This window comes from Brenneria roseae subsp. americana (assembly GCF_003115815.1).
GTDB classification, from domain to species: Bacteria; Pseudomonadota; Gammaproteobacteria; order Enterobacterales; family Enterobacteriaceae; genus Brenneria; species Brenneria roseae.
This window is the reverse complement of sequence record NZ_QDKJ01000005.1, coordinates 221,792-232,866: the sequence shown is the minus strand read 5'-3', so window position 1 is coordinate 232,866 and position 11,075 is coordinate 221,792. Positions and strand designations below refer to the sequence as shown.

The 11,075-nt window shown below is 53.4% G+C and carries 10 protein-coding genes and 1 other RNA gene; 3 read left to right on the top strand and 8 right to left on the bottom strand.

Annotation, left to right across the window (positions count from 1 at the left end; translation table 11 throughout):
* Positions 1-11: 11 nt before the first annotated feature.
* From B4923_RS08475 to B4923_RS08455, 5 genes are all read right to left on the bottom strand, one after another.
* Positions 12-236, bottom strand: a complete 225-nt coding sequence (locus B4923_RS08475) for an MbtH family protein (protein WP_211313930.1) — start codon at positions 234-236, stop codon at positions 12-14.
* Position 237: 1 nt separating this feature from the next.
* A complete protein-coding gene (gene fes / locus B4923_RS08470) occupies positions 238-1,584 on the bottom strand; it encodes an enterochelin esterase (RefSeq protein ID WP_109053911.1) in 1,347 nt (448 codons plus the stop codon).
* 154 nt (positions 1,585-1,738) lie between these two features.
* Positions 1,739-3,883 carry a TonB-dependent siderophore receptor gene (locus tag B4923_RS08465; protein WP_109053998.1) on the bottom strand — a complete coding sequence of 715 codons (2,145 nt, stop codon included), beginning with the start codon at positions 3,881-3,883 and terminating at the stop codon, positions 1,739-1,741.
* A gap of 296 nt (positions 3,884-4,179) precedes the next feature.
* The gene (locus tag B4923_RS08460; RefSeq protein ID WP_109053910.1) at positions 4,180-4,992 is read right to left on the bottom strand and encodes an ABC transporter ATP-binding protein; all 813 of its coding nucleotides are present in this window, start codon (positions 4,990-4,992) and stop codon (positions 4,180-4,182) included.
* 83 nt (positions 4,993-5,075) lie between these two features.
* Entirely contained in the window at positions 5,076-5,756 is a 681-nt protein-coding gene (locus B4923_RS08455) for a YtjB family periplasmic protein (RefSeq protein WP_109053909.1), read from the bottom strand.
* A 175-nt stretch (positions 5,757-5,931) separates the two neighbouring features.
* Here B4923_RS08455 and serB point away from each other — a divergent pair, with 175 nt between their 5' ends.
* The 3 genes from serB to nadR all read left to right on the top strand — a co-directional run bounded on the left by serB (position 5,932) and on the right by nadR (position 9,682).
* Complete coding sequence (gene serB, locus B4923_RS08450; protein WP_109053908.1) at positions 5,932-6,909, top strand: phosphoserine phosphatase; 978 nt, start codon at positions 5,932-5,934, stop codon at positions 6,907-6,909.
* A gap of 19 nt (positions 6,910-6,928) precedes the next feature.
* Positions 6,929-8,314: a DNA repair protein RadA gene (gene radA, locus B4923_RS08445; RefSeq protein WP_109053907.1), complete on the top strand. Its 1,386-nt coding sequence runs from the start codon at positions 6,929-6,931 to the stop codon at positions 8,312-8,314.
* Between the two features lie 111 nt (positions 8,315-8,425).
* A complete protein-coding gene (gene nadR / locus B4923_RS08440) occupies positions 8,426-9,682 on the top strand; it encodes a multifunctional transcriptional regulator/nicotinamide-nucleotide adenylyltransferase/ribosylnicotinamide kinase NadR (RefSeq protein ID WP_109053906.1) in 1,257 nt (418 codons plus the stop codon).
* On the opposite strand, the gene B4923_RS08435 is transcribed toward nadR, so the two are convergent.
* The 3 genes from B4923_RS08435 to zapA all read right to left on the bottom strand — a co-directional run bounded on the left by B4923_RS08435 (position 9,654) and on the right by zapA (position 10,900).
* Positions 9,654-10,268 (bottom strand): 5-formyltetrahydrofolate cyclo-ligase, encoded by a 615-nt coding sequence (locus B4923_RS08435; RefSeq protein WP_109053905.1) that lies wholly within the window; start codon positions 10,266-10,268, stop codon positions 9,654-9,656. The two genes, nadR and B4923_RS08435, sit on opposite strands and share 29 nt — an antisense overlap.
* Positions 10,269-10,312: 44 nt before the next feature.
* Positions 10,313-10,496, bottom strand: a non-coding RNA gene (ssrS, locus tag B4923_RS08430) — 6S RNA.
* A gap of 74 nt (positions 10,497-10,570) precedes the next feature.
* Positions 10,571-10,900, bottom strand: coding sequence for a cell division protein ZapA (zapA, locus tag B4923_RS08425; protein ID WP_109053904.1), 330 nt, complete (start codon positions 10,898-10,900; stop codon positions 10,571-10,573).
* Positions 10,901-11,075 lie beyond the last annotated feature (175 nt).

Here is an 11,075-nt window from a genome sequence, read left to right as displayed (position 1 = left end):
GGCTGGTGGGGTTATGAAGCATTTTGCGCATTACGCAGACTAGCTGGCCGCATATCAGTCCAGTTGGTTTCCAACCACGCGACGCACTCCGCACGCGGCAAAGGGCCTATTACCGTTCGCCACCCCGGAGGCGTTCCCTTGAAATCCGGCCATAAGCTGTACTGCTCCTCGTCATTAATTAGCACCAGAAAGAGATAACGTTCATCATCGAACGGATTTTGCATTTGCTGTTCCATGTTATGGCTCCTGTCTGATAGAGGTGGCCTTCCCCGCGGGGGAGTGCGTCTGGATCATCGGGAAATCGGATGACCACAGCGCCGTCAGGCCGTCAATCAGTCCGCCCCGCCAGCACAAGGCATCGTGACCGCCATTAAACTCCCGGTAACATAGGGTATGGTGGGTATGGCGCAATACATTGAATAAGCGTTGATTAACCCGATGGATCAACGTCTCGCGCACGCCGGCTTCCATAAAAATTTTCAGTCTTCCGTAACTACCCAGACCTTGTTTAATGCGCTCAATTAACTGGCATTCACCGTCCGCCGCTTCGGTGGCCTGTATCAGATCCTGACGCGGCCACCAGAAGGAGCCGGACTGACTCAGCACACAGCCGAAACGTTGCGGCCAGTGCAGCCCGGCGAATAGCGCCGCCAATCCGCCATAGCTTTGTCCGGCGACCACGGTGGTGGCAGCATCGTCCTGATAAGCGCAAATACCCGCGATCTGCGGCAATAATTCCTCCTGAACCGCCAACCAGAATTGATCATTACAGGCCAATTCGCTGCTGCGATGCGCGCTATCTATCACATCGATCAGCAGATAAACCGCTTGCGGTAATTGCCCGGACTGCGTCTGCTTCATCAACGCCGACCATACGGGCATGCCTGATGCCCAGAACTGGCCGTCCAGCAGGATCGCCAATGGTCGCTTAGCGGGCTGCGTCTCTCCGGTACTGAAAATCCAGACGGTACGGCGGTTGTTAAGGCGCTGACTGTGCCAGCAATAGGACTGTAAACGTGCCGGAGCAGGCTGGCAGCGGAGGCCAAGATCAAAATCGCGCCAGGCCGGTTGCGGCGGCGCATCAGGTAAATGCAACCCGGACAAGGACTGCCCTCGGCTGCCGTGCCAGAAACTGCGCCGATTAAGCGGATCGTGCGTCGCCCGGCTTAACGTTTCACACCACCATTTTCTTTGTGCCAGACGCTGGGTGCGGATATCCCCTGCGGGCGGATTAAAACGCTGATGGTCGGTAGCGGGTATAAAAGAATAACCGCCTCGCCAGTCCCCTGCCAGAATAGTGCTCCAGTGCCAGACATCGGTGCCTTGCAATCGCGCCATCGACTCCGGCGACATTTTGTGATGGTCTGTCACGCAATTGACATCTATCCAGACATAGCGAGTGTCGGATATCTGCTCGCTGCCCTGCGGATCACGCCAAAAGAAGGTAGCCCGGTAATCGCCCGTGGCAAGTTTTTCTAACCGAGGAATATCCCCCGCGCTCAATTCACGCCACCATTCCTCACTGCCGGCATCATGTCGACGCAGCATCAATTGAATCGGCGGTTGCTCAGCATAGTGATTCATAGGAATACTTTCCTCTGCTGTGAGCCTATTTAACCGTGCTCTGTCCGGTAGCTCCGCATGCTGGATGTAATAACCCGGAACACCGATGTAAAAGAGAGTTGACCACCGTGGCGATCCGCATCGAGCGCCACGGTTTACTCAGTGATGAGAGACGCTACCACTCATAATTGATTGTCGCAGTGACCGTCCGCCCAATGCCATAGAAGCAGGCGGTGGCGGAAGCACAGGTGGCGACATATTTTTTATCAAACATATTATTAAGATTGACTTGCGCCGACACGCCTTTCAGCGATGGCGTCAGGCTACCCAGTTCATAGCTGACTTTCGCATCGTATAAATCGACAGACGGAACTTTAAAGGTATTCTGAGCATTACCATAACTGGTGCCGATATATCTGGCGCCCAGACCGACACCGAGACCATTCGCCACGCCGGAATGGAAATTGTACTCCCCCCACAATGAAGCCATATGAGAAGGAATGCGCGCCGGCGTTTTACCCTGCGTGCCAGCCACGGTGGTTTTGGTGGTTTCAGAATCGATATAGCTGTAGGAGGCGATGAGATTGATTGATTCGGTCAATGCCGAATGCACTTCCACTTCCAGCCCCTGGTTGCGAATTTCACCGACCGGTTCAAACCATCCCAGGCTGCTGTTATAGGTAGAAACGTTTTGCTGGCGCAGATCGTAAAGCGACAGACTCATTAAGGTGTTCCAGCCCGGCGGCTGGTATTTAATCCCGACTTCAACCTGTTTGCCTGTGGTTGGCGAAAAAGGCGGCGTTCCCGGCGCACGATTGGTTTGCAGGTTGGGTTCAAAAGAGGTGCTATAGCTCACATACGGCGAAACGCCATTATCGAAGGCATACAGCAACGCCGCACGGCCGGTGAACTTACTATCGTTTTGCTGTACCTGACTGCTGTCGAGATAATCGTCGGTTCGCACTTCGGTCCAGTCATAGCGTCCCGAAAGCAGTAGATTCCAATTGTTCCATTCCATCTGATCCTGTACATAGACGCCAAGCTGATCCAACGTCTGTCGCTGATCCGTACTCTTGATTAGCGAACTCTCATCAACCGGTACGCCATAGACAGGAGAGGACCAATCGATTTGGTAACTCGTACTACTGCCCCGCCACAGTTTCTGCCGATCCTTGTTCCACCGGTAATCCAGCCCGGTCAATACCACATGATCCACTATACCGGTAGCAAACTGAGCCTGTAACTGATTATCCAGCGCAAACTCATCGGTATCGCGCTCCTCTCGCTGGGCGCGTCTGTTCAACACATAGGTGCTGGCGGAGTTCGTATAGACAAAGTATTTGTATTTTTGACTGATATTGGCATAGCGCGCATTCTGCCTGAAGGTAAATATTTCATTGAAATTATGTTCGAATTCATAACCAATGGCGGCTTGCTCGCGCTTTGACAGATTAAAGGACGGATCACTGACATTAAAGTCAAAGGGAATATAGCCCCGCTCGGTGCCGAACACCGTACCCACCGACGGCAGGAAATTACGGTAGCCGGCATCAGGATCTTTCTGGAAACTGGTCAGCAACGTAAAGCGGGTATCGATATTGGGATACCAGGTCAGCGACGGAGCAATGGCGTAACGAGTTTCCTTATAATCATCGACCTGATTATGCTGGGTACGCGCCAGACCGTTGAGTCGATACAGCAGGGTGTTGTCATCATTCAACGCGCCGCCAAAGTCAAATGCGCCCTGCGCAAGATCATTATTGCCGCCTTTCAATTGAATTTTATGTATCGGGGTGGCTGTCGGACGTTTGCTGGTCATACTGACCAAGCCACCAGGATTCACCTGACCGTAAAGTACGGATGCCGGGCCTTTGACCACTTCCACCCGCTCCAGCAACCAGGGGTCGATCACGCCGGTTTGCGATCCAGCCGAAGCGCCAAAGCTCAAACCATCCAAAAATCGTGGCACATAGGAAAGCCCACGAATAAACACCTCATCGTAACGGTTGGAACTGCCCCGGTATTCCGCTACCACCCCGGCGGTGTAGCGCAATGCCTGCGGAACGGAGGATACATCCTGCGCATCCATCTGGTCGCGGGTAACGACTGAAATAGATTGCGGCGTTTTTATCAATGGCGTGGCGGTTTTACTGCCCGCCTGACTGGTGGTTGCCACCATTCCCTTCAGCGGCGCGGTGGGTGATTCATTTTCTGTTCCGGCAACCACCGTGATGGTGTCATTGCGTTGTGTTGTGTTGTGTTGTGTATCAGCAGCCGCCACACTTTGCACTGGATGTATTACTGTCAGAAGTAATCCCATATGCATGGAGGCGCAAAAACATTTTTTATGTTTTATTTTCATATAATTAACCCTTGCGCAACAATGTTAACATCATCCCATGTAACCCTGTTTTACTGCCGAAAAAACCTTAGCACAATAAAAATACAAAACGCTAATGATATTTATTATCATTAGCGTTTGTGTTAATTTCACACCTTTGGTTTTTAATGCATCCGCATAGGTAGCTATATGAAATATCCGGCTTATCGCTTAATAAACGAGCAGGTTCGGCGCGGCGTCTCTGGAACGTCGCGGTTGGCGCTGAAAAGCGACGGTTAGGGTGTCGTCACATGCGGAACCGGATGATAGCGTCCGCACGGCACAATCAGTGGCGTGTGAGATACCGGGTCTTGAATAATCACGCAGGGCATGCCGAACACCTGTCTGATCAGTTCGGCGCTGACGATCTCGGCTGGTTTTCCTTGCGCCTTAATCTTTCCGGCTTGCATGACGATCAGATGATCGGCATAACGACAGGCCTGATTCAGGTCATGTAGCACCGCCACCAGCGTGCGACCATGTTGTTGGTGAAGATCGCAAAACAGATCGAGCAGATCAATCTGATGAGCCATATCCAGCCAGGTTGTGGGTTCATCCAGCAGCAACAACTGTGTCTGTTGTGCCAACACCATGGCTATCCATACGCGCTGCCGCTGTCCGCCGGACAGTTCATCCACGCTGCGTTCCGACAACGCACTGACATCGGTGGCAATCATCGCCTGCTCCACTGCTTCCTGATCCGCCGCACTCCACTGTCGCAGCAGACTTTGGTGAGGATAGCGTCCACGCGCCACCAGATCAGCCACCGTGATGTTATCCGGCACGATGGCATGCTGCGGCAACAGACCGATTTTCCGGGCCAGCGCTTTAGTGGGGAGTTGGTGAATGTTTTTACCATCCAGCAACACTTCTCCCGCCAGTGGTTTCAACAACCGGCACAGCGCCCGTAGCAAAGTGGATTTGCCACAGGCATTTGGACCGATAATCACACTGAATTGATTATCCGGGATCGTGACGTTCAGCGCTTCGGCGATAATTTTTTTATCGTATGCAAGCGTAAGGTTGATGGCGTTCAACGTACCAAACATAACCGGATGGTTCCTCCCAAAATGGACATCAGATAAGTGAGCCGCGCCTGCGGGCTTAACGGTAAGCGATTGAAAAAAGAGTGTTAATTAGCTTTTTTTTGCTCTTCGTTATCCGCGCCGGCGTCGTTCTCCACGCCGTCATCTTCTTCTTTAACCGGCGTACTGGCCGTAAGTAAATAAGGCGACTGCTGCCAACGGGTGCGACGGTTCTGCAACAGCGTTCGGGTCAAAATGATGCCGATCGCCAGCGACAGTAATATCATTAAGCGCAGAATATTCGTGGTGTTATCCACCTGTTTGGCCTCTGTCGCCAAAACGTGCGTATCAAGGGTAACGCGCAGGAACCCTATCGGCCCATCTTTTCCCTCGATGGGTTGCACCAGCTGATGATTGAAATAGCTGCCGACCCGATTGCCGTCCAGCGCCAGTCGATCCCGCAGTTGAACCTGCTCTCCCGCTTTGGCGACCAGCGAACCATCCTGCTGATAAATACCGGCATCCAGAATCCGGCTGTGTTCAGTAAGCTGCTGAAGTATATTGTTAATCTTTTGGCTGTTATCATCCGTACTATCCATTAGCGGTGCGATGCTGTAAGCCACCTGCCGAGTCAAAGTACGCGCCAAATCCTCAACCTGTTCCGAACGGGCCATTTGGTGGCTTAAACTGAAATAGGAAGCGCCCTGCATCAGTATCACCAGCAGAGCTAAGCAAATCAGCACAATGGCTGTGCGATGTAGGCGGAATTTTACCCGGGCCCGAACCATGATAATCCTTACGCGATTTGGATACTTTATGTTGCCAGAAGCGCCGACGATAGGATAGCTTGTTGCCCTGTTTTCCGATGGATATGTTTGTGATCGCGCCCCTGAATCAGGAAGCGCACCCAAATAGCTGCCCCATCCAATGCCACGTAATTACCGCCAGTAGAGGATTTGCCCCATGTCGAATAGTCTGACCTATCGTGATCTCCCGAATGAGATTAACTGTTGGCCGGGACTGCCGCTATCACTGAGCGGTGATGAAGTGATGCCGCTCGATTATCGCGCCGGGGACACCGGCTGGCTGCTATACAGCGACGTACTCGACAAGAATTTGATTTCCCGCTATCAACGCAAACTGGGCGCGGCGATGGTCATTGTCAGCGCCTGGATCGTGGGAGATTATCAGGTGGTCCGTCTGGCGGGATCGCTGACGGCGAGAGCCACCAAGCTGGCGCACGAACTGGGCATGGACGTATCGCCGATGCGCAACGCCCCCACCCTGCGCGCCCCCGGCCTGCTGGTGATGGATATGGATTCCACCGCGATTCAGATTGAATGCATTGACGAAATCGCCAAACTGGCGGGAACGGGCGAATTGGTTGCCGAAGTCACCGAGCGGGCGATGCGCGGGGAGCTGGATTTCTCCGCCAGTCTGCGTCAGCGCGTGGGAACCTTAAAAGGCGCCGATGCCAATATTCTGCGCGAAGTACGTAAAAACCTGCCGCTGATGCCGGGACTGACCAACATGGTCAGCCAACTTCAGGAAGCTGGCTGGCATGTGGCCATTGCCTCGGGCGGGTTTACCTATTTCGCCGATTATCTGCGTGAAGAGCTGGGTCTGGTTGCCGCCGTCGCCAATGAAATGGGGATGAAAGATGGTAAACTGACCGGCGAAGTCATCGGCCCGATTATCGATGCGAAATACAAAGCCAACACGCTGCGTGAGCTGGCGGAAAAACTGGAGATCCCCCCGCAGCAGACGGTTGCCATCGGCGATGGCGCCAACGATCTGCTGATGATCAAGGCTTCCGGTCTGGGTATTGCCTATCACGCCAAACCCAAAGTCAACGAGCAGTCCGCGGTGACGATCCGGAATGCTGACCTGACTGGAGTACTCTGTATTCTCAGCGGCAGCATGAGACACGAAGAACGTTAATCAGATTCAGAGGTAACCCGTGGCAAAAGCCGTCAAACGCGCCTTTGTATGTAATGAATGTGGGGCAGACTATCCACGCTGGCAGGGGCAGTGCAGTGCCTGTCACGCCTGGAATACCATTACCGAAGTCCGTCTGGCCGCGGTTGCCTCCTCTTCACGATCCGATCGCTTGACCGGCTATGCCGGTGAAAGCGCCGGCGTCAGCCGGGTACAAAAACTCTCGGAAATCAGCCTTGAGGCCCTGCCCCGTTTTTCTACCGGCTTTCAGGAATTTGACCGGGTGCTGGGCGGCGGGGTCGTGCCAGGCAGCGCGATTCTGATCGGCGGTAACCCGGGGGCGGGGAAAAGTACCCTGCTATTGCAAACGCTGTGCAAATTGTCCGAACAGATGAAAACCCTGTACGTCACCGGGGAAGAATCGTTGCAGCAGGTGGCAATGCGGGCTCATCGCCTCGGGTTGCCCGCCCATAACCTGAATATGCTGTCCGAAACCAGCATCGAACAGATTTGCCTGATTGCCGAGCAGGAACAACCAAAGTTAATGGTGATTGACTCTATTCAGGTCATGCATCTGGCCGATATTCAATCCTCCCCCGGCAGTGTTGCACAGGTGCGTGAAACCGCCGCCTACCTGACCCGCTTTGCCAAAACCCGCGGCGTTGCCATTATCATGGTCGGTCACGTCACCAAAGACGGCTCGCTGGCGGGGCCGAAAGTGCTGGAACACTGTATCGATTGTTCGGTACTGCTGGACGGCGACGCCGATTCACGTTTTCGTACTCTGCGCAGCCATAAAAACCGCTTCGGCGCCGTCAATGAACTGGGCGTGTTCGCCATGACCGAACAGGGTCTGCGTGAAATCAGCAATCCTTCGGCGATTTTCCTCAGCCGCGGTGATGAAATCACCTCCGGCAGTTCGGTGATGGTGGTCTGGGAAGGCACGCGTCCGCTGCTGGTGGAAATTCAGGCGCTGGTGGATCAGTCAATGATGGCGAACCCTCGCCGAGTCGCGGTCGGGCTGGAACAGAACCGTCTGGCGATCCTGCTGGCTGTTCTGCATCGTCATGGCGGTTTGCAGATGTCGGATCAGGATGTGTTCGTCAACGTCGTAGGCGGCGTTAAAGTGACGGAAACCAGCGCCGATCTGGCGCTGCTGCTGTCACTGGTTTCCAGCCTGCGCGATCGTCCACTGCCGCAGGATCTGGTGGTGTTTGGCGAAGTCGGACTGGCGGGTGAAATCCGTCCGGTACCCAGCGGTCAGGAACGCATTGCGGAAGCCGCCAAGCACGGTTTCAAGCGCGCGATTGTCCCCCACGCCAATATGCCGAAAAAGCCCCTATCCAACATGCAGGTTTTCGGCGTCAAGAAGCTGGCCGACGCACTGGATATTCTCAACGACCTGTAAAAAATCGCCGGAAGCGATTTTCAACGGCCCATCATAAAAAATGACACAGACAGCGATTCATCCGGCACGCTGTGTTATCTTGTTTAGTACACTAAACAGGAGTGTCGGACTATGTCGCCATTTGAGTATTTAAAATCCGCCATCCGGCAAAAGGGATGTACCCTACAACAGGTCGCCGATGCGACGGATATGACCAAGGGCTACCTCAGCCAGTTGCTCAATGCCAAGATCAAAAGCCCCAGCGCCCAGAAACTGGAAGCGCTGCACCGCTTTCTCGGTCTGGAATTTCCCCGGCATGAAAAGAAGATTGGCGTCGTCTTCGGCAAATTTTATCCCCTGCATACCGGCCATATTTATCTGATCCAGCGAGCGTGCAGCCAGGTGGATGAGCTGCATGTCATTCTGGGTTATGACGAACCGCGCGACCGCCTGCTGTTTGAAAACAGCTCCATGTCACAGCAGCCGACCGTCAGCGATCGCCTGCGCTGGCTGTTGCAAACCTTTAAATATCAGAAAAATATTCGTATCCATGCGTTTAATGAACAAGGGATGGAGCCGTATCCGCACGGCTGGGACGTATGGAGCAAGGGCATTCAGGCTTTTATGCAGGGAAAAAGCATTGAGCCTAATTTCGTTTATACCAGTGAAGAACAGGACGCGCCGCAATACCGTAAACATCTGGGTATAGAAACGATCCTGATTGATCCGCAGCGCTCATTCATGAGTATCAGCGGCTCGCAAATCCGCCACGATCCTTTCCGCTACTGGGAATATATTCCCACGGAAGTCAAACCGTTCTTCGTGCGCACGGTGGCGATTCTGGGCGGGGAATCCAGCGGGAAATCTACGCTGGTGAACAAGCTGGCCAATATCTTTAACACCACCAGCGCCTGGGAATATGGCCGTGATTACGTGTTTTCCCACCTGGGCGGTGATGAAATGGCGCTGCAATATTCTGACTACGATAAAATCGCATTAGGTCAGGCGCAATATATCGATTTTGCCGTTAAGTACGCCAATAAAGTGGCTTTTATCGATACCGATTTCGTCACCACACAGGCATTCTGTAAAAAGTATGAGGGGCGTGAACACCCGTTTGTTCAGGCGCTGGTGGACGAATATCGCTTCGATCTGGTCATCCTGCTGGAAAACAATACGCCCTGGGTTGCCGATGGACTACGCAGCCTGGGCAGTTCGTCTGCGCGTCAGGAATTCCAGAATCTGCTGAAAACCATGCTGGCAGAGAACAATATTCAGTATGTGCACGTTAAAGAATCAGACTATGACACGCGTTTTCTGCGTTGTGTGGAGCTGGTGCAGCAAATGCTGGGGCACGATCTCACCACTGCCAGCGGCGGGAAGGGGTAATAATTTCCGGCAGCGGGATATCCCAATGCTCGGTCGGCAAACGCTCAACCTGCTGACAATCATGGGCCAGACCTATCGGATAAGGCCCCTGCTGCGACCAGTTCTGTAACGTGCGGTCATAAAAACCGCCGCCCATTCCCAGCCGCTGTCCCTGACTGTCAAACGCCACCAGCGGCGTCAGCAGCACATCCAACTGTGGCAGCGGCAAGACCTGGCGTACGTCCAGACTAGGTTCCAGAATTTTCAGGCGGTTTAAGACCAGCTCGGTATCCGGTGCATAGCGCAGGAACAGCAAATTCCCGGCGCTGAATGGGTGTAAGACCGGCAGATAAACCTGCTTCCCCTGTAGCCACAGCTGTTGAATCAGCGGCTGCGTATTCAGTTCACCATCGAAGGAAAGAAACGCCGCGATATTGTCCGCCTGCTGTATTTTGGGATGAAGACAAACCTGATCCACCGCCTGTTCAGCAAAGTGGGCCTGCTGTGCAGCGGTGAGCTGACGACGACGCTGGCGCACATCCTGACGGATTTGCTGACGACGCTGAGCAGAAGAGAGTGGCGGTATGGATGATGGTGTAGGCTGCATACGGAAACGAAATGATGGCCGCAATGATTATACGTGAAAGAAAGGGAATCTCCGAGATGCCGCCGCAGGCTGTAACCCTTGAACCCTTGGTTCAAGGTGAACATAATGTCGCAGTCTTAAGGCTTCTCGGGCGAACCGAGCATGCTCACCAACCACGGAGCATTACATTCTGTTGGTTTGAAATATCGGCTCAGGGGACTGACCCGCTGACAAACATCTCAGAGAAATTTTATCCGTTACTCGGTAAAGACCTTATCACGTCTTATCGCGTAAAAACACCTGACTTTTGTCAAAAGTCGATGTTATTCAAACTGTGGTCCCTGACGTTCCGTAATACGTCCCTGCTCCAACAGCGCCTGTTCGATGGTCTGTTGCAGCATACGGATACGCTGTTCCATATTGGCCGCGTAATCACGGGTTTTACCCCGTTCCTGCGCCAGTTCATGGCACACGTTAAGCGCGGCGATAAACACCAGTTGCTCGGTGTTTGTGACTCTAGTGCGAACTTTAAGATCTTGCAACCGCTGGTTAAGATCTTCCGCAGCCTGATTCAACGCATCCTGTTGTTCTGGCGGACAATTGACTCTTAACGAACGGCCAAAAATCTGAATATCTACGGGTTGTGCAGACATGCCACCTTCCTGCCTTGTTTCGTTTTCGCGCCCGCATGGAATAAATCCTGCGCTGCCTGACATCGGGCCAGTTAAAGCGGGCGTCACTATATATATCCCGAATATAAGATACAAGCCCTTTCTGGTATCCCCACCGGGCTTGGTGGTAGCATAACACGAACTAATCCTGCCAACG

Coding starts and splice junctions, on each gene's coding strand:
- B4923_RS08465 (WP_109053998.1), bottom strand. CDS start 3,883: ATGGGATTACTTCTGACAGTAATACATCCAGTGCAAAGTGTGGCGGCT.
- serB (WP_109053908.1), top strand. CDS start 5,932: ATGTCGAATAGTCTGACCTATCGTGATCTCCCGAATGAGATTAACTGT.
- B4923_RS08460 (WP_109053910.1), bottom strand. CDS start 4,992: ATGTTTGGTACGTTGAACGCCATCAACCTTACGCTTGCATACGATAAA.
- fes (WP_109053911.1), bottom strand. CDS start 1,584: ATGAATCACTATGCTGAGCAACCGCCGATTCAATTGATGCTGCGTCGA.
- B4923_RS08475 (WP_211313930.1), bottom strand. CDS start 236: ATGGAACAGCAAATGCAAAATCCGTTCGATGATGAACGTTATCTCTTT.
- B4923_RS08455 (WP_109053909.1), bottom strand. CDS start 5,756: ATGGTTCGGGCCCGGGTAAAATTCCGCCTACATCGCACAGCCATTGTG.
- zapA (WP_109053904.1), bottom strand. CDS start 10,900: ATGTCTGCACAACCCGTAGATATTCAGATTTTTGGCCGTTCGTTAAGA.
- B4923_RS08435 (WP_109053905.1), bottom strand. CDS start 10,268: ATGCAGCCTACACCATCATCCATACCGCCACTCTCTTCTGCTCAGCGT.
- nadR (WP_109053906.1), top strand. CDS start 8,426: ATGTCGCCATTTGAGTATTTAAAATCCGCCATCCGGCAAAAGGGATGT.